General features: G+C 73.4%; 21 protein-coding genes and 1 pseudogene. 21 read left to right on the top strand and 1 reads right to left on the bottom strand.

What is annotated here, in order from left to right; all coding sequences use genetic code 11:
- Positions 1–2 precede the first annotated feature (2 nt).
- From ACQP0N_RS23800 to ACQP0N_RS23700, 21 genes and pseudogenes are all read left to right on the top strand, one after another.
- A pseudogene (locus ACQP0N_RS23800) lies at positions 3–2,230 on the top strand (peptidoglycan D,D-transpeptidase FtsI family protein).
- Between the two features lie 52 nt (positions 2,231–2,282).
- Entirely contained in the window at positions 2,283–3,845 is a 1,563-nt protein-coding gene (locus tag ACQP0N_RS23795; RefSeq protein WP_433114230.1) for a UDP-N-acetylmuramoyl-L-alanyl-D-glutamate--2,6-diaminopimelate ligase, read from the top strand.
- Positions 3,842–5,239, top strand: a complete 1,398-nt coding sequence (locus ACQP0N_RS23790; RefSeq protein WP_433114229.1) for a UDP-N-acetylmuramoyl-tripeptide--D-alanyl-D-alanine ligase — start codon at positions 3,842–3,844, stop codon at positions 5,237–5,239. The genes ACQP0N_RS23795 and ACQP0N_RS23790 overlap by 4 nt, the downstream gene beginning before the upstream one ends.
- Positions 5,236–6,360 (top strand): phospho-N-acetylmuramoyl-pentapeptide-transferase, encoded by a 1,125-nt coding sequence (gene mraY, locus ACQP0N_RS23785; protein WP_433114227.1) that lies wholly within the window; start codon positions 5,236–5,238, stop codon positions 6,358–6,360. Before ACQP0N_RS23790 ends, mraY begins: the two co-directional genes overlap by 4 nt.
- A gap of 542 nt (positions 6,361–6,902) precedes the next feature.
- The gene (locus ACQP0N_RS23780; protein ID WP_433121780.1) at positions 6,903–8,315 is read left to right on the top strand and encodes an FtsW/RodA/SpoVE family cell cycle protein; all 1,413 of its coding nucleotides are present in this window, start codon (positions 6,903–6,905) and stop codon (positions 8,313–8,315) included.
- Positions 8,315–9,421 (top strand): undecaprenyldiphospho-muramoylpentapeptide beta-N-acetylglucosaminyltransferase, encoded by a 1,107-nt coding sequence (gene murG, locus ACQP0N_RS23775; RefSeq protein WP_355049465.1) that lies wholly within the window; start codon positions 8,315–8,317, stop codon positions 9,419–9,421. The genes ACQP0N_RS23780 and murG overlap by 1 nt, the downstream gene beginning before the upstream one ends.
- A complete protein-coding gene (gene murC, locus ACQP0N_RS23770; RefSeq protein ID WP_433114225.1) occupies positions 9,418–10,980 on the top strand; it encodes a UDP-N-acetylmuramate--L-alanine ligase in 1,563 nt (520 codons plus the stop codon). Before murG ends, murC begins: the two co-directional genes overlap by 4 nt.
- Positions 10,977–11,795, top strand: a complete 819-nt coding sequence (locus ACQP0N_RS23765) for a cell division protein FtsQ/DivIB (protein ID WP_433114223.1) — start codon at positions 10,977–10,979, stop codon at positions 11,793–11,795. Before murC ends, ACQP0N_RS23765 begins: the two co-directional genes overlap by 4 nt.
- Positions 11,796–12,042: 247 nt before the next feature.
- Entirely contained in the window at positions 12,043–13,158 is a 1,116-nt protein-coding gene (ftsZ, locus tag ACQP0N_RS23760; RefSeq protein WP_355049468.1) for a cell division protein FtsZ, read from the top strand.
- A gap of 9 nt (positions 13,159–13,167) precedes the next feature.
- Positions 13,168–13,911 (top strand): YggS family pyridoxal phosphate-dependent enzyme, encoded by a 744-nt coding sequence (locus ACQP0N_RS23755; protein ID WP_433114221.1) that lies wholly within the window; start codon positions 13,168–13,170, stop codon positions 13,909–13,911.
- Between the two features lie 188 nt (positions 13,912–14,099).
- Entirely contained in the window at positions 14,100–14,828 is a 729-nt protein-coding gene (locus tag ACQP0N_RS23750; protein WP_433114219.1) for a cell division protein SepF, read from the top strand.
- Positions 14,829–14,858: 30 nt separating this feature from the next.
- Positions 14,859–15,164, top strand: coding sequence for a YggT family protein (locus ACQP0N_RS23745; protein ID WP_355049471.1), 306 nt, complete (start codon positions 14,859–14,861; stop codon positions 15,162–15,164).
- 44 nt (positions 15,165–15,208) lie between these two features.
- Positions 15,209–16,012, top strand: a complete 804-nt coding sequence (locus ACQP0N_RS23740) for a DivIVA domain-containing protein (protein WP_355049472.1) — start codon at positions 15,209–15,211, stop codon at positions 16,010–16,012.
- 80 nt (positions 16,013–16,092) lie between these two features.
- Positions 16,093–16,839 (top strand): hypothetical protein, encoded by a 747-nt coding sequence (locus tag ACQP0N_RS23735; RefSeq protein WP_433114216.1) that lies wholly within the window; start codon positions 16,093–16,095, stop codon positions 16,837–16,839.
- Between the two features lie 11 nt (positions 16,840–16,850).
- Entirely contained in the window at positions 16,851–18,677 is a 1,827-nt protein-coding gene (locus ACQP0N_RS23730; RefSeq protein ID WP_433114215.1) for a potassium/proton antiporter, read from the top strand.
- A gap of 224 nt (positions 18,678–18,901) precedes the next feature.
- Entirely contained in the window at positions 18,902–19,321 is a 420-nt protein-coding gene (locus ACQP0N_RS23725; protein ID WP_355049476.1) for a TraR/DksA family transcriptional regulator, read from the top strand.
- Positions 19,322–19,387: 66 nt separating this feature from the next.
- Positions 19,388–20,002, top strand: coding sequence for a signal peptidase II (gene lspA, locus ACQP0N_RS23720; RefSeq protein WP_355049477.1), 615 nt, complete (start codon positions 19,388–19,390; stop codon positions 20,000–20,002).
- Positions 19,999–20,943 (top strand): RluA family pseudouridine synthase, encoded by a 945-nt coding sequence (locus ACQP0N_RS23715; protein ID WP_355049478.1) that lies wholly within the window; start codon positions 19,999–20,001, stop codon positions 20,941–20,943. Before lspA ends, ACQP0N_RS23715 begins: the two co-directional genes overlap by 4 nt.
- Before the next feature lie 42 nt (positions 20,944–20,985).
- On the top strand, positions 20,986–22,014 hold the full coding sequence (locus ACQP0N_RS23710) for a hypothetical protein (RefSeq protein WP_433114212.1): 1,029 nt from the start codon (positions 20,986–20,988) through the stop codon (positions 22,012–22,014).
- A gap of 95 nt (positions 22,015–22,109) precedes the next feature.
- A complete protein-coding gene (locus ACQP0N_RS23705; RefSeq protein ID WP_433114210.1) occupies positions 22,110–23,777 on the top strand; it encodes an AAA family ATPase in 1,668 nt (555 codons plus the stop codon).
- A gap of 370 nt (positions 23,778–24,147) precedes the next feature.
- Positions 24,148–24,768, top strand: coding sequence for a DUF2567 domain-containing protein (locus tag ACQP0N_RS23700; RefSeq protein WP_433114208.1), 621 nt, complete (start codon positions 24,148–24,150; stop codon positions 24,766–24,768).
- Here ACQP0N_RS23700 and ACQP0N_RS23695 read toward each other — a convergent pair.
- On the bottom strand, positions 24,683–25,387 hold the full coding sequence (locus tag ACQP0N_RS23695; RefSeq protein WP_396799204.1) for an LON peptidase substrate-binding domain-containing protein: 705 nt from the start codon (positions 25,385–25,387) through the stop codon (positions 24,683–24,685). The two genes, ACQP0N_RS23700 and ACQP0N_RS23695, sit on opposite strands and share 86 nt — an antisense overlap.
- Positions 25,388–25,425 lie beyond the last annotated feature (38 nt).

Genomic DNA, 25,425 nt, shown 5'->3' with positions numbered 1-25,425 from the left:
CGGTGCCACCGAGGTCGGATGAGCCGCGCCGGGACCCCACGGGGTCCCGGCGCGGTTCTCGCCGTGATGCCGCCGACTCCGAGTCGCGCACGGGTGAGTCGGGGATCGGTGGCATCTCCGGCGCTCGGGCGTACACCCCGAGAGGGCGGACGGTCCGCGAGGAGCGCGGCACGCCCGCGCGCGGCGGGAACGCCGAGCAGCGGCGTACCCCTCGGGGCAGCACGCGGTCCGGCGACCCGTTCCGGCCGGCGTTGCAGGTGCTCGACGGCGGCCGGGCCGCCGCCCGCGCCGGCCGGCGTGACGCTCCGGCGGCCGGCCGCAGCGGTGTCGTGCGCACCGTCGCGCCCCGGACCCCGCGCGGCGCCCCCGGCGACGTTCCGCCACCGCGTCGCCGCACCACGCCGCGCGCCCCGGTCGCGGCGACCGTCCGACGGCCCGCCGCCCGTCCCGCAAGCCGCCCCGCCCGCCGAAGCTCGCCGACCCGCGGCTGCGGCTGCGCCTGGGCACCGTGCTCACCCTGGCGCTCTTCGTCGCCATCGGGGTGCGGCTGGTCTTCCTGCAGGCGGTCGACACCCCCGCCTACGCCGGTGGTGGCGTCGCCGACCGGACGCGCACCGTGGAGCTGCCCGCGCCGCGCGGCGCGATCTACGACTTCCGGGGCGAGCCGCTGGCGCACAGCGTCGAGGCGCGGTACGTGTTCGCCGACCCGACGCTGATCGAGGACCGGTCCAGCCCTGGGTGGATCGGCGCGGACGCCACCGCCAAGGCGCTCTCCCCGTTGCTCGGCATTCCCGCCTCGAAGCTGACCGAGCTGATGAAGCCCCGCAAACTGGAGAACGGCAACGCGTCGCGTTTCGAGTACCTGGCCCGGGGGGTGGAGATCCCGACGGCCAAGCAGGTGTTGGATCTGGACCTGCCCGGCATCGGCGTGCACCGCGACGAGCGCCGGGAGGTGCCCGGCGGCGACCTGGCGGCCAACCTGATCGGCTTCACCAGCCAGGACATGGACGGCCTGGAGGGGTTGGAGGCCCGCTACGACGACCTCCTCTCCGGGCAGGATGGCCGGCGGGTGTACGAGGCCGGCCTCGGTGACCTCGCCGCGCCGATCCCCGGCGGCTACAGCAAGACGACCCCGGCCAAGCCGGGCAGCTCGATCGCGCTCACCATCGACCGGGACCTGCAGTTCCGTTGCCAACAGATCCTCAGCGCGGGGATGGCGGGGCAGAAGGGCGCGACCGCCGCGGCCGTGATCATCGACGTCGCCACCGGCGAGGTGCGGGCCCAGGCCAGCGACCCCACCTACAACGCCGCCAAGCCGACCCCGAGTGACCCGGTCGCCCGGGAGGACGCCGCGACCAGCTTCGTGGTCGAGCCGGGCTCGGTGCACAAGGCCATCACCTACGCCGCCGCGCTCCAGGAGGGGGTGATCACCCCGGACACCACGCTGCCGATCGCGAACAGCATCAAGATGGGTGACACCTGGTTCTCGGACACGCACCCCGCCAACGGCAAGAAGATGAGCATTCCGGGAATGCTGGCCTTCTCGTCGAACGTCGGGGCCATCACCGTCGCCGACAAGCTCGGCAAGGACCGGCTGATCGACTACCAGAAGCGGTTCGGGCTGGGGCAGCCCACCCGCGAGGGCCTGCCCGGCGAGGCCAGCGGCCGACTGCTGCCGGCCGACGAGTGGAGCGACTCGTCGTACGGCTCGGTGCCGATCGGGCACAGCGTCGACGCCACGCCGTTGCAGATGGCCGCCGCGTACGCCGCGATCGCCAACGACGGCACGTACGTGCAGCCGCACCTGGTCAAGGAGACGATCGGCCCGGACGGCAAACGGACCCCCGCGCCCGCGCCGGTCACCCGCTCCGTGCTCAGCCCGCAGAACGCGGCGGCGCTGCGCACCATGCTGGAGGCGGTCACCACCGTCGAGGGCGCCACCGGCACCACGGCCGCGGTACCCGGCTACCGGGTCGCCGGCAAGACCGGCACCGGGTGGCGTCGGGTCGACGGCAAGAGGCAGCCGGGCGAGGTGTCCTCGTTCATCGGCATGGCCCCCGCCGAGAAGCCCCGGTACGTGATCGCGGTCTTCGTGTACGCCCCCGGTGGTGGTGGCGCGGCGATCGCCAACCCGGCGTTCCGGGAGATGATGCAGTTCACGCTGCGTCACTACCGGGTGCCGCCGTCCCCGAGTGGTTCCGCACCGAAGTTCGTGGTCTATCCGCGCTGAGCGGCGTGGGCGCGACATCATCGGTGAGTGCCGACGAACCACCGGGGCGGCTGTGCGGCCGGAACCGGACGACCGGGTAGGGTCTGACGCCGTGCCCGGCAATCCACGTCCACGTACCGTGACCGGCGTCCGGCTCGGTGATCTCGCCGCCCGGCTCGCCGTCGACCTGCCGGCGGACGCCGCCGACGTGCTCGTCACGGGTGCCACCCACGCGAGCCAGGAGGTCCGCCCCGGCGACCTGTACGCGGCCCTGCCCGGTGCCCGCCGCCACGGCGCGGAGTTCGCCGTCGACGCGGCCGAGGCCGGCGGGGTGGCCCTGCTGACCGATCCGGCCGGCGCGGAGCTGGCGGCGGCGAGTGGCCTGCCCGCCCTGGTGGTTCCCGATCCGCGCGCGGTGCTCGGCGAGCTGGCGTCGGCCGTGTACGGCGACCCGACCGCCGACCTGACCGTCATCGGCATCACCGGCACGGCCGGAAAGACGTCCACGGCCTATCTGGTGGAGTCGGGGCTGCGCGCCGCCGGACACACCACCGGACTGATCGGCACCGTGGAGACCCGCCTCGGTGATCTCGTGATCGACAGCGTGCGGACCACCCCGGAGGCGACCGACCTGCACGCGATGCTGGCCACCGCCCGCGAGCGTGGGGTCACCGCCGTCGTCATGGAGGTCTCCAGTCACGCCCTGGCCATGGGCCGGGTCGGTGGGGTGCGCTTCGCCGTGGGGGGCTACACGAACTTCGGCTCCGACCACCTGGACTTCCACGCCGACAGCGCCGACTACTTCGCCGCCAAGGCGCAGCTCTTCGACGGCCGGTGCGCGGTCGAGGTGCTCAACCGCGACGATCCGGCCCTCACGCCGCTCTACAAGCCGGCGACGGTCAGCTACTCGGCGGCCGGCGACCCCACCGCGACGTGGTGGGCCGACGGCGTCGACGGCGAGGGGTACGCGCAGCGGTTCACCGCCCACGGCCCGGACGGCGTGGTCGTGTCCGCCGGGGTGGCGCTGCCCGGCCGGCACAACGTGGCCAACGCGTTGCTGGCCATCGCCGCGCTGGTGGGTGCCGGGGTGGACCCGCGGACGGCCGCCGACGGGGTGGCCGCCTGCGGTGGCGTGCCCGGTCGCCTGCAACTCGTCGACGTCGCCGGGCCGGTGCGTGGGGTCGTCGACTACGCGCACAAGTCGGACGCGATCGTGGCGGCGCTGGCCGCGCTGCGGGAGCTGAGCGTCGGACGCCTGATCTGCGTGATCGGCGCTGGCGGGGACCGGGACCGGGGCAAGCGGCCGGTGATGGGTGCCGCCGCCGCCGAGGGGGCCGACGTGGTGCTGGTGACCGACGACAACCCGCGCACCGAGGACCCGGCCGAGATCCGCGCCGAGGTGCTCGCCGGGGCGTACCGGGCCGACACCGCCGCCCGGATCATCGAGGTGGCCGGTCGGCGGGACGCGATCGACGAGGCGGTCCGACTGGCCGAGCCGGGCGACGTGATCGCTCTGCTCGGCAAGGGCCACGAGCGGGGCCAGGAGGTGGCGGGCGAGGTGTTCCCGTTCGACGACAGCACCGAGCTGGCCGACGCGCTGCGGGCCCGCTTCGCGGACCGGGCGGGTCAGCGGTGATCGCCCTGACCCTGGCCGAGGTGGCCACGGCCGTCGACGGGCGGCTCGTCGCCGCCGACCCGGCCGCCACCGTCACCGGCTCGGTCGAGTTCGACTCGCGCAAGGTCGGGCCCGGTTCGCTCTTCGTGGCGTTCCCGGGGGAGAAGGTCGACGGGCACGACTACGCGACGACGGCCATCGAGGCCGGCGCGGTGGCCGTGCTCGGCACCCGTGCGGTGCCCGGGGTGCCGATGGTGCTGGTCGACGACGCCCTGACCGCGATGGGTCGGCTGGCCCGCGCGGCGGTGGACCGGCTGCCCGAGCTGATCGTGGTCGGGGTGACCGGCTCGTCCGGCAAGACCACCACGAAGGACCTGATCGGTCAGCTCACCGCCCGGCTCGGCGCCACGGTCGCGCCGCCCGGTTCGTTCAACAACGAGCTGGGTCACCCGTACACGGCTCTGCTGGCCGGGCCGGACACCCGCTACCTGGTCATGGAGAAGGGCGCCCGGGGCATCGGGCACGTGCGCTACCTGTGTGAGCTGGTGCCGCCGCGGATCTCGGTGGTGCTCAACGTCGGCACGTCGCACATCGGTGAGTTCGGCTCACAGGAGGCGATCGCCCAGGCCAAGGGTGAGCTGGTCGAGGCGCTGCCGGCCGACGGTCTGGCCGTGCTGAACGCCGACGACCCCCGGGTGGACGCCATGGCGAGCCGTACGCATGCCCGGGTGGTCCGCTACGGTGAGGCGCCGGACGCCGACCTGCGCGCCGAGGACGTCACGCTCGACGAGCGGGGGCACCCGTCGTACACCCTGGTCACGCCGGAGGGAAGCGCGCCGGTACGGCTCGCGCTGACCGGCCGCCACCAGGTCGGCAACACGCTCGCCGCCGCCGCGGTCGCCCGGGAGCTGGGCATGCCGCTGGCCGAGCTGGCCACGGCGCTCGGCGAGCTGGGGCTGAAGTCCACCCGGCGGATGGACGTCTTCGACCGGCCCGACGGGGTGACGGTCATCGACGACTCGTACAACGCCAACCCGGCCTCGATGGCGGTCGCGCTCCGGGCGCTTGCCAGCCTCGGACGGGAGAGGCGTACCGTCGCGGTGCTCGGTTACATGGCCGAGCTGGGCCCGTTCGAGCGCGACGGCCACGCCGAGGTCGGCCGGCTGGCGGCCGAGCTGGGTGTCGACCGGCTGCTCGTGGTGGGCGAGCCGGCCGCGCCGATCCACGAAGGCGCGACAGCGGTAGCGAACTGGGGAGGAGAGTCGGTGCTGCTCACCGATCAGGCGGCGGCCGTCGAGGTGCTGCGGGGCGAGCTACGGCCGGGCGACGTCGTCCTGGTCAAGGGCTCCCGGTACCGGACCTGGGAGGTGGCTGACGCCCTGCGCGCCGACGCCGCCGAGGAGGCCAGTCGATGAGGGCCATCATCGTCGCCATCGGGGTGGCCTTCGTCGTCTCGTTGTTCTGCACCCCGATCGCGATCAAGGTGTTCACCCGGCTCAAGGCCGGCCAGCCGATCCGGTCCGACGGCCCGGCCATGCACCAGGGCAAGAAGGGCACGCCGACGATGGGCGGCGTGGTCTTCATCCTGGCCACGGTCATCGCGTACGTGGCCGGCCACCTGGCCCTGACCACGCTGCCGGACGCGCAGATCGCGCAGGTGGAGCCGACCATCACGGCGCTGGTGCTGCTGGGGCTGATGGTGTTCTCCGGCGCGGTGGGCTTCCTCGACGACTTCCTCAAGGTGCGCAAGCGCAACAGCGCCGGCCTCAACAAGCGCGGCAAGCTGCTCGGTCAGATCCTGGTCGGCGCGGTCTTCGGCGTGATCGCGCTGTGGTTCCCGAGCACGATGACCGACGCGACGGGCCGGGCCACCAACACCCAGACCGTGGGCAGCACCACGCTGAGCTTCATCCGGGACATCGACTTCCTGGAGGTCAGCAAGGTCGGCGCGGTGATCATCTTCATCTTCGTGGTGATGGCCGCGACGAACGGCGTCAACCTCACGGACGGCCTGGACGGTCTGGCGACCGGCGCCTCGGTGATGGTGCTCGCCGCGTACGCGCTGATCGCGTTCTGGCAGTACCGCCACTGGTGCGCCGACCCGAGCTACAAACAGCCGTACTGCTACGAGGTCCGCGACCCGTTGGAGATCGCGCTGATAGCCGGGGCGGCGGCCGGGGCCTGTGTGGGCTTCCTGTGGTGGAACACGTCCCCGGCCCGGATCTTCATGGGCGACACCGGGGCGCTGGGGCTGGGTGGCCTGATCGCCGGCATGGCGATGTCGACCCGCACCATCCTGCTGCTGCCGATCATCGGCGGCCTCTTCGTGATCATCACGATGTCCGTGGTGATCCAGATCATCTCCTTCCGGACCACCGGTAAACGTGTGTTCCGGATGTCTCCGTTGCAGCACCACTTCGAGTTGGCCGGCTGGAGCGAGGTCAACATCGTGGTCCGGTTCTGGATCATCGCCGGCATCGGCGTGGCCATCGCCCTGGGCCTGTTCTACAGCGAGTTCCTCGCGAACATGACCTGACGCCCCATCCCCGCCCCGCCCCGCCCCGCCCCGACCTCGCCCTGGCCCGCCCAGGCGCAGGCCGGGGCGGGCGCGTTGCTGGGCAGGGGTCGGGACAGGGGCTGGGTGGCCGGGTGGTCGGAACGTCCTTTGCTCTGCTTCAACGGAGGCGACACTCCGGTGACCGAACTGTTGCCTGGGTCGAAGCAGAGCAAAGGACGCGGTGGAGATGGCCGCCCCCGGCCCCCGGCCCTCCGGCCCCCGGCCCCCGGCCCCCGCCCTCCGGCCCCGTCCCCGGCCGCGCGCACTGCCCGACACGCCCGGTGCGGCGTTGTGGGCCTGTCGGGCGCGCCGAGCGGTGATGATGTCCGGGTGGGGAGGAACGAGAAACCGAGGACAGGACAGTCGGCCGGCCGCGCCGGCCGTCGACCGTGGAAGCGGGACGCGGCACGGAGGTAGGCAAGCAGCCGGACGAGACCCGCGGCGCGGAGCCGGGTGCGGTACGGCGGGACGTGGCAGCGGAGACGCCGGCGCCGCTGCGCGGGCTGGACGCGGCCGGTGGACTGGCCGCGCTGCGGGGTCTGCTGGACCGGCCGCTGGCCTCCTACTACCTGTTGCTGTCCAGCGCCGGACTGCTGCTGCTCATCGGGTTGACCATGGTCTTCTCGGCGACCAGCGTGAAGGACTACGCCGAGGACGGCAACGCGTCGGCCTCGTTGACCAAGCAGGCCATCTTCGCGGTGATCGGCATCGGGGCGTTCTGGGCGTGCCAGCGGCTGCCCGCCAGCACCTACCGTTCCCTCGGTCGGCCGCTGCTGTTCACCGCGGTGGCACTGCTGCTGGTGCTCAATGTGCTGGTCGCGTACGGCCGGCTCGCCAACCTGAAGTCGGTCACGTTCGGGCCGATCGAGGCGCGACTGAACTGGCTGTTCGTCGGTGGGATCCAGCTCCAGCCATCCGAGTTGGCCAAGTTCGCGCTGGTCCTCTGGGGCGCGCACGTGATCGCCCGCAAGGGGGTCGCGCTGGGCTGGTTGCGGGAGTTGGCCACCCCGCTCTTCCCGGTGATGGGTCTGCTCTTCGTGCTGGTCGGCTACAACGACACCGGCACGATGCTCTGCCTGCTGGCACTGGTGGTCGGCCTGCTCTGGGCCGCCGGCGTGCGGATGCGGATCTTCGGCGCGCTGACCGTGGCCGGTCTGCTCGGCGTCGGCCTGCTCATCGCGGTCGCCTCGCTGGGCGCCGGTTCCGGCGAGCGCGGCGCGGACAACTACCGGCTGGCGCGGCTGACATCGTTCATCAACCCGCCCGACCCGCAGGAGTGCAAGCTCGACGGCTGCCTCCAGCTCTACCAGGGCCGGCTGGCCATCGAGCACGGTGGCTGGTTCGGAGTCGGGCTGGGCAAGGGCAGCGTCAAGTGGGACTGGCTGCCCGAGGCCCACAACGACTTCATCTTCGCGATCATCGCCGAGGAGTTGGGCGTGATCGGCTGCGCCGTGCTGCTCGCCCTGTTCGCCGTGCTCGCGTACACCGGTCTGCGGATCGCCCGGCGGGTCGACGACCCGTTCCGGCGGCTCGCCGCCGCCGCCGTCACGACCTGGCTGGTGAGCCAGGCGGTGATCAACATCGGCGGCGTGGTCGGGCTGCTGCCGATCACCGGTCTGCCGCTGCCGTTCATCTCCGACGGCGGAAGTGCCCTGGTCGTGACGTTGGCGGCGATCGGGATGCTGGCGTCCTTCGCCCGCGCCGAACCCGATGCGGCCAGAGCGCTGCATGCCCGTCCGCCGGCCCGGTGGGTCCGACTACTCTGGGCCCCGTTGCCGCCGCTTCCCGGCCGGCGTCGCCGACCGGCGACGCCACCGGCGGCCCGAGGGCCAGTGCCCCGGGCGCGGGAGCGGCGGAAGGACGACCAGGCCGCACCACGCGGTGTCCGGCAGGGCCGGAGCCGTCAGGGTACGGCGAGCGAGAGGAGACGCTGATGGGTCCGCTGCGTTCGGTGGTGCTCGCGGGAGGTGGCACCGGGGGGCACATCTACCCGCTGCTCGCCTTCGCCGACTGCCTGCGCCGACACGACCCGGGCGTCCGGATCACCTGTCTCGGCACACCCAAGGGCATGGAGAACGAGCTGATTCCGCCGCACGGTTACGACCTGCGGCAGATCCCGGCGTACCAGCTGCCCCGGTCGGTCAACATGAACCTGGTCCGTACTCCGGGCCGGATGTGGACCGCGGCCCGCGCGGCGGGCAAGGTGATCGACGAGGTGCGCGCCGACGCCGTGGTCGGCTTCGGCGGGTACGTCTCGGTGCCGGCCTACCTGGCCGCGTGGCGGCGCGAGCTGCCGATGGTGATCCACGAGGTGAACGTGCCGCCGGGCGTCGCGAACCGCCTCGGCATGAAGTTCACCAAGAACGTGGCGGTCGGTTTCCCGCACCAGCCGAGTCAGGCCGAGTCGCTGCGGGACGCCACCGTGGTCGGTGTGCCGCTGCGCCGCAGCATCGCCTCGCTGGACCGGTACGCGATGCGCAACGCCGCCCGCGCCCGGTTCGGCCTCCGCCCGGATCTGCCGGTGCTCTTCGTGGCCGGCGGCTCGTCCGGCGCCCGCTCGGTCAACCTGGCGGTCTCCGGCGCGGCCAAGGAGCTGGCCCGCAACGGCGTGCAGGTGCTGCACGTGATGGGCGCCCGCAACGAGCCGGTGCCGATCCCCACCGACCTGCCGGTCCCGTACGTGACGCTGCCGTACCTGTCCGAGATGGAGCTGGGCTACGCCGCCGCCGACCTGATGCTGGCCCGGGGCGGGGCGATGACGGTCGCCGAGGTGGCCGCGATCGGCCTGCCGACGATCTTCGTGCCGTACCCGCACAGCAACCAGGAGCAGCGGCGCAACGCCCTGCCCGTGGTGGAGGCCGGCGGCGGTCTGCTCGTCGACGACGCGGAGCTGACCCCGGACTGGCTGGAGCGCGCGGTCATCCCGCTGATCCGTGACCCGCAGCGGCTGTACGCGATGGGCGCCGCCGCGTCCGCGTACGGGCGGCGCGACGGTGACGAGGCGCTGCGCTCGTTCGTCCTCGAGGCGGTGGCCCGATGACCGCGCAGTTCACCCCGGCCGGCACGCTGACCGCCGAGGACCTGGGCGCCGTACACCTGATCGGCGTGGGCGGGGTGGGCATGCTCGGCGTGGCCCGGCTGCTGCTCACCCGGGGTATCCAGGTCTCCGGTAGCGACCTGCGCGAGTGGCCGTCGCTGGCGGGCCTGCGGGCGCTCGGCGGCACCATCTACCTCAGCCACGAGGCGTCCAACCTGGACGGGGTGGACACGGTCGTCTACTCCTCGGCCATTCCGAAGGACCACCTGGAACTGGTCGAGGCCCGCCGCCGCGGCCTGCGGGTGCTGCACCGCTCGGAGGCCCTCGCGGCGGCGATGACCGGCCGCCGGGCGATCGCGGTCGCCGGTACGCACGGCAAGACCACCACCACGTCGATGGTGACGATGGTGCTCCAGCAGGCCGGTGTGGACCCGTCCTTCGTGATCGGTGGGGAGATCTCCGAGGTCGGCTCGGGCGCCCACCACGGGACCGGCGAGCACTTCGTGGTCGAGGCCGACGAGAGCGACCGCTCGTTCCTCATCTACCGCCCGTACGTCTCGATCATCACCAACGTCGAGCCGGACCACCTGAACACCTACGGCGACCTCGCGACGCTGGAGGCGGCGTTCGCGGAGTTCGCGCGGCTCACCGACCCGGGCGGGTTCATCATCACCTGCGCCGACGACCCGGGCGGTCGACGGCTGGCGGAGACCCTGCGCGCCGAGGGGCGGCGGGTGTTCACCTACGGCGCGGCCGAGGACGCCGACCTGCGGATGACCGACATCGTCTCGTCCGCGCGCGGTGTGCGCTACCTGGCCGCGATCGACGGACGGTCGCTGGGCGAGTTCCGGCTGCCGGTGCCGGGGCGGCACATGGGGCTCAACAGCGCCGCGGCGGTGCTGACGGCGTACCTGCTCGAACTGCCCCTGGAGGCGGCGGAGGCCGCGCTCGCGGTCTTCCCCGGCGTACGGCGGCGCTTCGAGCGCAAGGGCGTCGCGGACGGTGTGCTGGTCTACGACGAGTACGCCTACCACCCGACCTCGATCATGCTGGCGTTGCAGACGCTGCGCGAGGTGGCCGGGGACGGGCGGTTGATCGTCGTCTTCCAGCCGTACCGGCTGTACCGCACCCGCGACAACCAGGCGGAGATCGCCGAGGCGCTGGCCATCGCCGACGAGGTGGTGCTGCTGGAGGTCTTCGGGCCGGGCGAGCTGCGCCAGCCCGGCGAGGGCTCGGCGGCGCTGATCGCGGCGGTGGACCTGCCGGCCGACCGTAAGGTGTTCGTCGACTCGTGGGAGGCCGTGCCGGGCGAGGTGGCCCGGCGGGCCCGCACGGGCGACGTCGTGGTCACCATGGGCGCTCCACCGATCTCGCTGATGGGTGACGAGCTGCTGGCGGCGTTGGGGGCGCGTACCGCCGGCTCCTCGGCGACCGCGGCCGTCGATCCGCTGGCGACGACCCCGGCGATCGGCCAGCCGGTGCCGGGCGGATCCACGGCGGGTGGCGACGGGGCGGCCCTCGGCGCCGCCGCACCGGACGGCTCGACGCCCGCGGCCGGATGAGCCCCGGCCCCGCCCGCGGGCGGACCAGCCCTCCCGACGGCGGCTCTGGGCGGCGCGGTCCGGTCCGGCGTTGGCAGCTGGTCCGGGCCGGCAGCGACGCGGTGCCGGCGTCGACCCGCCGGTTCATGGCCCGCGCCCGGCAGCGCCGGATGCGGGCGGCGATGCCGTGGGCGGTGGCCGCCGGCGTGCTGGCGCTGCTCGGGCTGATCGCCTGGACGGTGCTCGGCACCGGACTGTTCGGTGTCCGGTCGGTCACCGTCCAGGGCGCCGAGCTGGTCACGGACGTGCAGGTACGCGACGCGGTGGGGGTTGCCGACGGGGTGCCGCTGGCGCGGGTGGACCTCGCGGCCGCCGCCCGTCGGGTCGGTGGGTTGGCGCCGGTGGAGCGGGCCACGGTGTCGCGGGACTGGCCGGGCACGCTGGTGGTGAAGGTGACCGAGCGGACGCCGGTGGCGGTGGTGCCGCAGGCGGACGCGTTCGCCGTGATCGACCGCAGCGGTGTGGCGTTCCAGACGGTGGCCCGCCGCCCGGCCGGGCTGCCGCTGGTGCGGGTGGTCCGACCCGCCGCCGCCGACCCGGACACCCGGGCCGCGCTGGAGGTGCTCGGCGCGCTCACCCCGCAGTTGCGTGCCGAGCTGGTGGAGGTGAGCGTGGCGGGTCTGGCCCGGATCAGCCTGACGTTGCGGGGGAACCGCACGGTGGTCTGGGGAGACGCCACGCGGAGCGCGGACAAGGCCCGGGTGGCCACCGCGCTGCTCGGGGAGGACAGCGAGCGGATCGACGTGAGCGCGCCGGACGTGGTGACCTTCCGCTGACCGACGCAGCGGGGCGTGGACGTGACGAGTCGCGCTCCGGCCGGCGACACGCCGACCGGGTCCTTGGCTCATGGCGCGGCGGCGCTTACGTTGCCCCGAAGAGGTTCAGTGGTTGACATAACTGTAAGCCTCTAGTAGAGGGTGAGGGTTCACCTCTGATCCTCGCTGGTGGCGCTGTCGTCGGCCGCTGGGCTGGCCACGCCGTACCCGGTCGGCCGAAGCCAATCTCGAAGGGAAAGGACCGGAGATGACACCTCCGCACAACTACCTGGCGGTCATCAAGGTCGTCGGCATCGGGGGTGGCGGCGTCAACGCCGTCAACCGGATGATCGAGGTTGGGCTCAAGGGCGTCGAGTTCATCGCGATCAACACCGATGCCCAGGCGCTGCTGATGAGTGACGCCGACGTCAAGCTCGACGTCGGCCGCGAGCTGACCCGCGGGCTGGGCGCGGGCGCCAACCCGGACGTCGGCAAGAACGCCGCCGAGGACCACCGCGACGAGATCGAGGAGGTGCTCAAGGGCGCCGACATGGTCTTCGTGACCTGCGGCGAGGGCGGCGGCACCGGCACCGGCGGCGCGCCCGTGGTGGCGAACATCGCCCGCAAGCTCGGCGCGCTGACCATCGGCGTGGTGACCCGGCCGTTCTCGTTCGAGGGCAAGCGCCGGCAGGTGCAGGCCGAGTCCGGAATAGACGAACTGCGTAACCAGTGCGACACCCTGATCGTAATCCCGAACGACCGGCTGCTGGCGCTCGGCGACCGCAACATCAGCATGATGGACGCGTTCCGCACCGCCGACCAGGTGCTGCTCTCCGGTGTGCAGGGCATCACCGACCTGATCACGACCCCGGGTCTGATCAACCTGGACTTCGCCGACGTCAAGAGCGTGATGAGCGGCGCGGGCAGCGCGTTGATGGGCATCGGCAGCGCCCGCGGGGAGAACCGCGCGGTCGAGGCGGCCGAGGCGGCCATCTCGAGCCCGCTGCTGGAGCAGAGCATGGACGGCGCGCGCGGCGTGCTGCTCTCCATCGCCGGCGGCTCCGACCTGGGCCTCTTCGAGATCAACGACGCGGCGCAGCTGGTCACCGACGCGGCCCACCCGGACGCCAACATCATCTTCGGCGCGGTCATCGACGACGCGCTCGGCGACGAGGTACGGGTGACGGTCATCGCGGCGGGCTTCGACGGCGGCACGCCGGCCTACAAGGCCGCCGAGCCGACCCGCAAGACCAACACCAACCAGCCGGCGCCGCAGACCACGCCGGTGCCGCCGCCGGCCACCCTGCCGGCCCCGACGCAGTCGCCCCGCCGGGTGCTCTTCGACGACGTGGACGTGCCCGACTTCCTCAAGAACGGTTCCTGAGCGCCGCCGATGACCGACAGCTCAGCCACGGTACGACCGGACCGGCGCGCCGAACTCGCGGCCGGTCTGGCGACGGTACGGGCCCGGATCGCCGATGCCTGCGTCCAGGCGGCCCGGGACCCCGCCGACGTGACCATGATCGCCGTGACCAAGACGTACCCGGCCGGGGATGTGGTGGCGTTGGCCGGGCTCGGGGTGACCGACATGGGGGAGAACCGCGACCAGGAGGCCGCCGGCAAGGCGGCCGAGGTGGCCGCCGCCGGGGTACGTCCACGCTGGCACTTCATCGGGCAGTTGCAGCGCAACAAGGCCCGTTCGGTGGTCCGTTACGCCGACGTCGTGCACTCGGTGGACAGCGTACGGCTGGCCCGGGCTCTGGACGGCGCGGCGGCGCAGCGGGAACGGCCGCTGGACGCCCTGGTGCAGGTGAGCATCGACGGCGACCCGGCGCGGGGCGGCGCTCTGCCCGGGTCGGCCGACCCGGAGTCCGGCCTGGACACGGTCGCCGCGGCGGTCGCCGAGTCGTCGGCGCTGCGCCTGGCCGGACTCATGGCGGTCGCGCCGCTGGGCTGGCCGCCGGATCGCGCATTCGCCCGGCTGGCCGAGATCGCCGAGGCGTTCCGATCGGTCCATCCGGGAGCGACAGCGTTGTCGGCGGGGATGAGCGGCGACCTGGAAATCGCGATCCGCTACGGCGCGACACATGTCCGCGTCGGTAGCGCGTTGCTCGGAATGCGTCCCACGCTGCGGTAGCCTGACCGCGAGACAGGCAAATTACATCAGTGTTGTTTCAGGGACGGCCGATCCTGTGGGGGTCGTGACACGCGACGCGAATCGCATGTCACGGGATTGCCGTCCCGGTCCGATGGGCATGGTTGTCCACTCGCGACGGGCGACATGGCACGGGGGCGAGTGCCGCACGGCGGACGGAAGGGCGCGGGATGGGTGCACTGCGCAAGGCGGGGGTCTGGCTCGGTCTCGTCGAGGAAGACGACGAGCGGGCCTACGACGACGGTGACTACGACAAGGGTGGTTACCGTGACTCGCGCTACCGGCAGAGCCGGTACGCCGAGGAGTTCGCCGACGAGGACGACGACACCGAGGAGCCGCCGGCTCCCCGGGCGCGCGTGAGCGAGCGGGGCCGGCTCTCCGAGCGGTCGGCCGGGCGGCTCGCCGATTCCGACCGTGGCGACGCCGACCGGTCTGAGCGGGCGGAGCGCGCCGAGCGGGCTGAGCGCTCCGAGCGGGCCGAGCGGGCCAGCGTACGGTCGATCACGCGGTCCTCGGCGAGCGAGACGTCGGGTGCGCTGACCTATCACACGCGGGACAACCTGGCCCTCGCGCCGCAGGCCGTGACGCGGGAGCGCGTGGCCATGCCCGAGGAGGAGCAGCGATACCAGATCACCACGCTGCACCCGACCACCTACCGGGAGGCGCGCACCATCGGGGAGCACTTCCGCGACGGCGTACCGGTGATCATCAACCTCACCGAGATGGACGAGGCCGACGCCCGACGTCTGGTTGACTTCGCGGCCGGTCTGGCGTTCGGGCTGCGCGGTACGATCGAGCGCGTGACCAATCGGGTGTTCCTGCTCTCACCGGCCAATGTCCAGGTCACCGCTGAGGACAAGGCCAAGATCGCTGAGGGCGGTTTTTTCAGCCTGAGTTGACCCCGCCCGACCCGAGGGACGTCGCTGACCGTGTTGTCGATCTTGCTGCAAGTGTTGTACCTGGTCCTTTATGTCTTCCTGCTTCTTCTTCTGTCCCGGTTCGTGTTGAGCGCCGTCCTGCAGTACGGCCGCCGGTGGCAGCCGGGGCGCGGAGCGGCGGCAGGACTGGAATCCGTGTGGAGCGTCACTGATCCCCCTCTCAACGCGTTGAGGCGTGTGATCCCTCCGCTGCGAATTGGTACCGTGAGCATCGACCTGGCCTCCCTTGTGCTCCTGGTTATCCTGTTCGTGCTGATGGAGTTCGTGTTAGGGCCGTCGATCAGGGCATCTGCCTGATGACCGACGCGCTTTCGCGGCCGCAACTGACCCGAGGAGTTTCGATGCCGCTGACCCCGGCCGACGTACACAACGTCGCCTTCAAAAAGCCGCCGATCGGCAAGCGGGGGTATGACGAGGAGGAGGTCGACGCCTTCCTGGACGAGGTCGAGCGCGAGCTCGCCCGTCTCATCGAGGAGAACAACGAGCTGCGCGCCCAGGTGGAGCGCGGCGGCCGTGGCGGTGCCCCCGCCGGCCCCGGCGGCGACGCCCGACTGGCGGCGGAGCTCAACGATGTCAAGGCCCAGCTCGACCGGGTCCAGCGCGACAAGTCCGCCGCCGAGCAGGCCGCCCGCGCCATGCAGGCCGAGCTGGAGCAGGTCCGCGCGACCGGCGGCCCGGCCGGCGTCACCGGTGACGGTGAGCAGCAGGCGCTGCGGGTGCTGATGATGGCCCAGCGCACCGCCGACGACCACGTGTCCGACGCGCGCCGCGAGGCCGACTCGCTGCTGTCCGAGGCGCGGAGCAAGGCCGAGGAGGTGACCCGCGAGGCTCGCGCGAAGGCCGACGCCCTGGAGCGGGACGCCCGCCAGCGGCACCAGGAGGCCATGGGCGGCCTGGACGCCAAGCGCACGGCCCTGCAGAAGCACATCGAGGAGCTCAAGCAGTTCGAGCGCGAGTACCGCACCCGGCTCAAGGCGTACCTGGAGAGCCAGCTGCGGGACCTCGACGGTCGCGGCCAGGGCCTCGAAGCCGAGATGACCCGCTCCGAGGCAGGCCGGGTCGCCGGCGGCAACGGGCTGGCCGCGGCGGGCCTCGCCGGTTCGTACGGCGGCGGGCGCTCCGGCGCCCTCGAAGCCGGACGCTGAGCACCGGCCGGCGATCGTTCTCCGCAGATGGTGACGGTCGCCGGCCCCGCCTGGACGGTACGACGCGGCAGGGGTGAGCCGTGATAGTCGCGAGTCTTCTGCTCATCCTCGTCGCCGTGGTGCTGCTGGTGTTCGGCCTGGCCGGTGGCTCCAGCACTCTGTTGACCATCTCCATCGCGGCCAGTCTGCTGGCCGCCGTGGCGTTGGTGGCGGGCGCCCGCCAGGCAGCCGCCAACCGCGCCTCGGCGGATCCCGGCCGGATCGGCCCGCGAGACCGCGGGGCATTCCGCACGGCCAGCCGGGCCGAGCCGGGTGCCGCGTACGGGCCACCGCTGGCCGAGCCGGATGTGCCGGTCCAGCACGTACCTTCGACGGTCGGCGACGGCGGCACCGGGTGGCGGCAACCACCCGAGCCGCCGTCCGACCCCGAGCCGGCGTACGACGTGGCCTCGCCGTACGAGCCGGCCCCGGCGGCCGACGGCGGTGTACGCACCTCGCCCGTCAGTCCGGCGTCACCGTTCGTGGCACGCGCCGACGAGGCGTACCAGGCCGACGCCGGGGCCGCCGACCCGCTGGCCGCCGACCCGCTGGCCGACGAGCCCGCGGAGCAACCGGTCACCCCCGCCGAGGCGGCCCGGATCTCCCGGCTGCCCGATTCCGTCGAGGTGGTGGACGGACGGCCCCGCTACCACCTGGCCGCCTGCCCGCACCTGATCGGCCGGACCCCGGAGACGCTTCCCGTCGCCGAGGCCGTCGAGCTCGGCTTCACGCCGTGCGCGACGTGCGCGCCGGCCACCGCCCTGCTCATCGACGCCCGGCCGTTCTGAAGACTGTGCCGGTGCCCCCGCAGGATGCGCTCACCGTGGCGGTACGGGTGAAGCCGGGCGCCTCCCGCGACGCCGTCGGCGGTCGCTTCGACGGCCCGCACGGACCCTCCCTGGTGATCGCCGTCCACGCTCCGGCGGTGGACGGTCGGGCGACCGAAGCGGCCCGCCGCGCCCTCGCCGCCGCGCTGGGCGTCCGGCCGGCGGCAGTGTCGCTGCGGACCGGCGCGGCCAGCCGGGACAAGCTCTTCCTCGTCGACCGGCCCACCCCGAGCTGCCCGACGTGCTGCGCCGCCTGCGCGACGGAGCCGCCGGGTGAGGACCGCCCGGGCCTGGCGACCGTGACGCCCGGGCTGGACATCGCGCTGTTGTTGGGCGCGGCCGTGCTGCTGGTGGCGGTTGGCGCGGTCCGGCTCTCGACCCGCCTCGGGGTGCCCAGCCTGTTGGTCTACCTGGCGCTCGGCGTGGCCATCGGCGAAGCCGGGCTCGGTATCCGCTTCGACGACGTCGACCTGACCCGGACCCTCGGCTTCTGCGCGCTGATCGTGATCATCGCCGAGGGCGGCCTCACCGCGCGGTGGAGCACGCTGCGTCCGGTGCTCGCGTTGGCGTCGGCGCTCTCCACGGTCGGCGTGGTCGTGAGCATCGTGGTGGTCGGCGTCGCCGTACACCTGCTGCTGGGTCTGGACTGGCGGTTGGCGCTGCTCTACGGCGCGGTGCTCTCCTCCACCGACGCGGCGGCGGTGTTCGCCACCCTGCGGCGGCTGCGGTTGCCACCCCGGCTGGTGGCCACCCTGGAGGCCGAGTCGGGCATGAACGACGCCCCGGTGGTGCTGCTGGTGGTGCTGCTGTCGCACTCCGGCTGGTCGCATCCGTGGTGGTACGAGGTCGCGCTGCTCTGTTACGAGCTGGGCGTCGGCGCGGCCGTCGGCGTGGGCGTGGGCCTCGCCGGCACCTGGGCGCTGCGCCGGGCGGCGCTGCCCTCGGCCGGCCTGTACCCGATCGCGGCGGTGGGGATCACCGTCCTGGCGTACGCCGCCGGCGCCGTGCTGCACGCCTCGGGGTTCCTCGCTGTCTACGTGGCGGGGGTGCTGCTGGGCAACGCCCGCCTGCCGCACCGACAGGCGATCCTCGGCTTCGCCGACGGGCTGGCCTGGCTCGCGCAGATCGGCCTGTTCGTGCTGCTCGGCCTGCTGGTCGCGCCCGGCCGGTTGGACGCCGCGGTGCTGCCGGCGGTGGTCGCCGGTCTGGCGCTGGTGCTGCTGGCCCGGCCGCTGTCGGTGGCGGTCTCGGCGTTGCCGTTCCGGGTGGATCTGCGGGAGCAGGCGTTCCTGTCCTGGGCCGGGTTGCGCGGGGCGGTGCCGATCGTGCTGGCCACCATCCCGCTCTCGCAACGGGTGCCGGGCGCGGAACGCCTCTTCGACGCGGTCTTCGTGCTGGTGGTGATCTTCACGCTGGTGCAGACGAGCACGCTCGGTCCGTTCGCCCGCCGGCTGGGGACCACCGCACCGGCGGAGGCCGCCGAGATCCATGTGGAGACGGCGCCGCTCGAGCGGATGCGCGCCGACCTGTTGCAACTGGAGGTGCCGCCGGGCTCTCGGCTGGCCGGCGTGCACGTCGACGAGCTGCGGCTGCCGCTGGGCGCCTCGGTGACCCTGGTGCTGCGCGACGGGGTGGGATTCGTGCCCGGCCCGGACACCCGGCTGAAGACCGGCGACAGCCTGTTGATCGTCGCCACCGGTGGGGTACGTGACGCCGCCGAACGGCGGCTGCGGGCCGTCAGCCGACGGGGTCGGCTGGCCCGATGGTTTGGCGAGTACGGAGATGAAGCGGTCGGTTGATCTGCTAGCGTTCCCTTTGCCCCAGTTAGGCAGGGCTCGGGGCGGTTCAGCGGTGCGACGGTGCGCCACGTTGTCGGACGCCTGTACGTTCCGTATTCTTGCCAACCTCGGGAGTGCGCGGCCATTGTCGCCGTGCGCCCCTTTTCGTACTCAGGGGACGCCTTCGTCGGCGCCCCCTGACCAGGTGCCGCGACCGCGCGGCTCCCCGGCCGAGGGAGCGACCCATGGCGAAGCCAGCCGACACCAGGACCGCCGGCCGCAAGCCGGTGGCCAAGGCCACCCGCAGCGCGGCGGAGACCGAGAAGATCCGGGCGGCGCTGGCGGCGCGGCGGGACGAGCTTCGCGCCGAGTACGATCAGACGCTGAGCGAGATCACCGAGCTGCAGCGCGAGCGGTTGACGGACTCGGCCGGGGACGACCAGGCCGACACCGGCACCAAGACCTTCGAGCGGGAGCAGGAGATCTCTCTCGCCAACAGCATTCTGGAACGGATCACGCAGGTCGAGCGCGCCCTGGAGCGCCTCGACGAGGGTGGTTACGGCTGGTGCGAGCGGTGCGGCAACCCGATCCCGGTCGAGCGCCTCGCCGCCTTCCCGTCGGCCACCCTGTGTGTGACGTGCAAGCAGCTGGAGGAGCGGCGCTGAAGGCCCGGTCCCCGTCTGCGACGAGACGGTGAGCGATCACCGCCGAGACACCTCGATGGGGAGCGCATGACCGCAGCACCGCCCGCCGAACCCGGCCGCACCGACCCGGGCGGCGGCAAGCCCCGACCCCGGGCTGTCGCGATCCTCGCCGGAGTGGCCCTGGTGGCCCTGCTGGCCGACCTGGTGACCAAGCACCTCGCGCTGGCCGGCCTCACCGACCGCGAGCCGGTCCGGATCCTGGGCGGGCTGGTCTACCTGAGCCTCACCCGCAACAGCGGTGCCGCGTGGAGCATCGGGGCGAACTACACCTGGGTCTTCCCGCTGATCACCATCGGCGTGGTCGGCTGGATCGTCTGGATGGCGCTGCGGCTGCGCTCGCTGCCGTGGGCCATCTCCCTCGGCCTGGTGCTCGGCGGCGCGCTGGGCAACCTCATGGACCGGATCTTCCGCGCGCCCGCGCCCTTCCACGGGCACGTGGTCGACATGATCAGCGTCTTCGGGCCGTACGGCGAGTACTTCCCGGTGTTCAACCTGGCGGACAGCTCGCTCGTCTGTGGCGTGGTGCTGGCCGTACTGCTGGAGCTGACCGGTCGGCAGCGCGACGGCCGGCGGGCCGGCGGTGACGACGCCAGCGGCGACGCGAACGCCACCGCCGACGCCGAGCAGCGGGAGCGGGCATGACCTCCGCCTTCGCCGCCGGCGGCGACCACCGTTCCCTGCCCGTACCCGACGGTCTCGACGGCATGCGCCTGGACCAGGCGGTGTCCCGGCTCTTCGGTCTCTCCCGGACGGCCGCGGCCGCCCTCGTCGACGCGGGCGACGCCCTCGTGGATGGCGCCGCCCGCCCCAACTCCCACAAGGTCAAGGCCGGCTCCTGGCTGGACGTCACGCTGCCCGCGCCGGTCGCGCCGCCGACCGTGGTGCCGCAGGCGGTGCCGGGCCTGCGCGTCGTGTACGCCGACGACGACATCGTCGTGGTGGACAAGCCGGTCGGGGTGGCCGCGCATCCCAGCCCGGGATGGACCGGCCCGACGGTGATCGGCGCGCTCGCCGCGATCGGCCACCGCATCTCCACCAGCGGCGCCGCCGAGCGCCAGGGCGTGGTGCACCGCCTCGACGTGGGCACCACCGGCATCATGGTGGTGGCCAAGAGCGAGCAGGCGTACACCGCGTTGAAGCGGGCCTTCAAGTACCGCGAGGTCGACAAGGGCTACCACGCCGTGGTGCAGGGCCACCTGGACCCGCTGCGGGGCACCGTCGACGCGCCGATCGACCGGCACCCGACCCACGACTACCGCTGGGCCGTGGTGTCCGGCGGCAAGCCGAGCATCACCCACTACGACACCCTCGAGGCGTTCCCGGCCGCCAGCCTGGTCGACGTCCGGCTGGAGACCGGCCGGACCCACCAGATCCGGGTGCACTTCTCCACCCTGCGGCACCCCTGCGTGGGTGACCTCACGTACGGCGCCGACCCCACCCTCTCGGCCCGTCTCGGCCTGGCCCGTCAGTGGCTGCACGCCCGCGAACTGAGCTTTTTGCATCCCCGTTCGGGGGACGAGGTCCGGTTCGTCAGCGACTACCCTGACGATCTGGAACGTGCGCTTGAGATCCTGCGTGACTGAGCGGCGACCACCCGACATCGATCCGACGAGGGGATTTCGCCCGTGCGCGCCGGCGACCTGCTGCGGCAGCTGGACCAACGGCTGCTGCCGCCGTTGACCCGGGCGGTGGCCCGTCTCGCTGATCGTCCGACGCGGTCCGGCGTGCTCTCCTGGGTCGCCGTGCTGTCGGCGGCGGCGGTGCTGGGCACGGCCGTCTGGACCGTCGACGACGCGCCGGTCAGCGACCCGACGGTGGGCGAGGTGACCCGCGTCGGGGTGGCCGACGGCGACTCCGTCCCGGGCTACCTCAGCTCCGCGGCGGCCGACCTGGCCGCACTGGGCCCGACCGCTCCGGCCGCCGTGGACGGCACGTACGCGCTGGTGACGCTCGACGCGTACGTGCCGCCGCACCGACTGGCGACGGTGCTCGGCGACGTCCCGGTCTCGACGGTCTTCGGGCGGGTGCCACTGCCCGGTCGGCAGACCGAGATCGTCCGGATGCCCGCCCTTCGGGTGCCGGACGACGTGGTCGCGCAGATGGAACGCGTGGCCGCCCGCAAGGACGGCGAGGCCGCCGACTACCGGGCACGGGCCGCCGCGGTACGCGGCGACGGCGTCGCCGAGCGCGAGCTGCGCGAGCGGTACGTCGTCGACGCGGACGTGGCCAGCGCCGAGGCCCGGGCGTACCGGGCCGGCTGCGCCTGCGTCTACGCCGCGGTGGTGCGCGCCGCGCCGGAGGCGCTGCGCCGGGTGGCCGCCCGCCCGGACGTGCGGGCCGTCGATCCGGCGCCCGAGGTGTACCGCCTCGACCGTACGGTCTTCACGCCGCCACTGCCCGAGCAGAGCGACGTGGTCCGGCCGCCGGTCGACACCGGGCCGAGTCCGTCGCCGACGCCGCGCCCGAGCGACGGGTCGACGTCGAGCACGCCGAGGCCGCCGGTGCCGATGGGCGAATCGTCGGAACCCGCACCGCTCGTAACGATTGCGTCACCCGAGCCGACCCCGGCGCAGTCCACCGAGCCTGCCCCGTCGGCGCTCACCACCTCCCCGGACGCGACGGATAGCGGGTTGCTGGCAACCTCCCCGCCGTGATCTGGGCCGGGCGGCGTGCGCCCGCAGGAGTGGTCCGAATAGGGTTTGGTTCGTAGCCTGTCAGACAGAGATCGATGGCGCTGGGAGGGCGGGCCGTGGAGGGCAGTGAGACCGGCTGGGGCCGGCCGGCCGAACCAGCGCCGAGGTGGCGGGCGTTGCTCGATCGTGCCCGGCTGGGCGGTCGGGCGGCGGAGCAGCCCGAGCCCGAGCGCCGTGCCGACGAGGCGGCCCCGGATCCACTGCCGCGACGCGCGGCCCCCAACGGCTACGCGGGGCGCGCGTCGGCCATCGGGCATCCGGCCGATCTGTCGTACGGCCAGGAGCCCGGTTACCGGGCCGAGGGGACGTACCGGGTCGACCCGGCCTACCGTGCCGAACCGGGATACCGGTCGGAGCCGGACTACCGCGCCGAGCCGGCGTACCGGTCGGAGCCGGACTACCGCGCCGAGCCGGCGTACCGGTCCGAGCCGGACTACCGCGCCGAGCCGACGTACCGCGCGGAACCCGGGTACCGGTCCGAGCCGGACTACCGCGCCGATCCGACGTACCGCGCCGAGCCCGGTTACCCGGCCGAGCCGACCTACCCGGCCGAGCCCGGTTACCGGGCCGAGCCGACGTACCGGGCCGAGCCGGGTTACCAGGCCGAGCCCGAGCCGCCGCGCCGCTCCGAGCCGGAGTCGCGCTACGCCATCCTGGACAACGGCTACCGGCCGGGCAATCCCGTCGGCGAGTCCCGGTACGCGCTGCTGGAGACCGGTTACCAGCCGGAGACCGGCTACCCGCCGCCCGCGCCGCCGGTGACACCCACCCCGGCCATCGCGCCACCGCCGGTCATTCCACCACCCGCTCCGCCGGTCGCGCCGCCGCCGGTCGCGGTGGTCACCCCGCCCGGCTCGGCCCTCGCCGAGCGCGGCTACCCGGCCCGCGTCGAGTGGCGCCCGCAGGGCGTCGACCAGGAGACCGAGCGCGCCACCGGAGTGCTCCGCCGCGACCTGGGCACACCCCGGGTGTTCGCGTTCGCCAACCCCAAGGGCGGGGTGCACAAGACCACCGCCACCGTGCTCGCCGCCGCCACCGTCGGCAGCGTGCGGGGGCGGGGCGTACTGGCCTGGGACGACAACGAACTGCGGGGCACCCTCGGGTTGCGAGCCGGCAGCGCCCGGCACGCCCGCACCATCCGGCACCTGGTCAGCGACCTCGCCCAGATCGAGATCCTGGAGGGCGCGACCCTGCTGGAGCGGCTGGACGACTACCTGCGGCACGCCTCCGACGGCTCGTACGACGTGCTGGCCGGCGAGGAGAGCCCCCGTTTCGCCCAGCGGCTCGACCAGTTCACCGTCAAGCGGGTGCTCGAGCTGCTGCGGCGTACGCACGACGTGATCTGCGTGGACACCGGCAACAACGTGGAGAGCCCCAACTGGCGCACCGTGATGCACGCCGCCGACCAACTGGTGGTCACCACCGTGCCCCGCGAGGACGCGGCGTTCAGCGCCGACTGGATGCTCGACCTGTTGCACGAGGAGGGGATGGGCGAGCTCGCCGACAACGCGGTCACCCTTATCTCCTGCCCCACCCCCGGCCGCTCGGCGCTACAGGACGACCTGGAACGGCATTTCGCCACGCGTACCCGCGCGGTGGCCGTGGTGCCGTACGACCCGGCGTTGGAGACCGGCTCGTCGATCGAGTACCACCAGCTCCAGCCGGAGACCCGCCAGGCGTGGCTGCGCGCCGCCGCGGCCATGGCGGAGCCGTTCGCCCGGTGAGCTGGTTCGCCGCCACCGGCGCCCCGGCCCGTCGGGCGGCCTGAGAGGATCATCGGGTGAGCCCGGACAACCCCGATCCTGAGCGGCACGCGGACATCTCCGACGACCGCCCCGCGCCACCCCGACCGTCGGCGGTGCCGCCGCCGAGCGAGTCCGCCCCGCCCGCCGGGCCGGCGGTGCCGCCGCCGTCCGCGACGAACGAGTCGACCGCGTCCCCGTCGGCCGCGTCGACCGCGCCCGGGTGGCCGGGTGCGCCGAGCGAGTCCGCCGGGCCGTCGTTCGGGTCGGTCCCCGACGGGAGTGCCGCCGTGACGGCGTACCCGAGCGGGGTGGAGCTGACCCCGACGAGCCGCGCCGGCCGTTGCGGACGGTGGCGACGGTGCTCGGCGCGGCGCTCGCCCTGGCCGTGCTGGGCGCGCCACTCGGGCTGCTCTGGGCGGCGTTCGCGCCGGACACCCCGGTGCTCAAGACCGCCGAGGGGGCGATCTACGCCGAGCCCCAGCCGGAGCAGCCGATCGCCGCCGACGGCTGGTTCAGCCTGCTCGGGCTCGCGTTCGGCGTGCTCGCCGCGCTGGCCCTGTGGTTCCTGCTGCGCCGGCGGCGCGGTCCGGTCGGGCTCCTCGCCGTGGTGCTCGGCGCGCTGGCCGCGGCCCCGGTGGCCTGGCAGGTGGGGCGGCGGGTCGGGCTGGCGACCTTCGACCGGTTGCTGGACACCGCTCCGGCGGGGCAGGCGTTCACCAAACCCGCCGACCTGCGGGCCGGCGGGATCGACTGGCTCGGGCACGTGCTGCCGGTGCCGCACGGCAACCTGCTGCTGCCCGCGTTCGGTGCCGCCGTCACGTACACCCTGATGGCCGGCTGGTCGCGGTGGCCGTCGCTGCGTCCGGAGCCCGACCCGACGGACTTCAGTTGGGTGTCGGCGGGGACGCCAGCTCCGACAACGGCACCGGAACCGCCCGCACCTGGCGCAGCAGAGCCGCCTCGCGGTTGAGCAGCCGCAGCTCGGCGCGCAGCCGGGCGGCGGTGTCGTCGATGGCGAGCAGCCGCTGCCGGTCGTCGACGGTCAGGGCGGCGGTGGCCGCCACCAGGTGCGACAACACCGTCGGATCCTCCGGAAGCTGCTCGGAGATCTCCTCCGGGTCGGGCCGGATCAGGCTCAGGTACTGCCGGAACACCGCGATCACGCGGGCGGCCAGCAGGTCGGCCACCTCGTCCGGCCCGCTGGCCTCGGGCAGCCATTCCACCGCGGCCGTCAGGTACGGCGCGGTGGCGTCGTCGACGTCGGCGATCCGGAATCGACGTCGGCCGACCGTGACGATGTCGAAGCCGCCGTCGGCCAGCTCGGTGACCTGGCGCAACTCGGCGGTGCAGCCCACCTCGTGCAGGGTGACGTCGCCGACACCGTTGCCGGCGCGAGCGCCGGGCCCGGTGGGGGCCACCTCCCAGCCGGCCTGGATGGCGACCACGCCGAACTCGCGCGGCGCGCCCTCGGGCAGGTCGACGAGGTGCCGGACCAGGGCCCGGTAGCGCTCCTCGAAGATGTGCAGTGGCAGCACCAACCCGGGAAAGAGCACCGTTGCGAGCGGGAACACCGGCAGCCGTGCGGTCACGCCGTCGAGCCTAACCAATCCCGTCCGCGACGGCGTGG

The sequence above is a fragment of the Micromonospora sp. CA-246542 genome (assembly GCF_050942905.1).
GTDB lineage: Bacteria > Actinomycetota > Actinomycetes > Mycobacteriales > Micromonosporaceae > Micromonospora.
The sequence above is the reverse complement of the archived record's forward strand: the minus strand, read 5'-3'. Positions and strand labels throughout refer to the sequence as shown.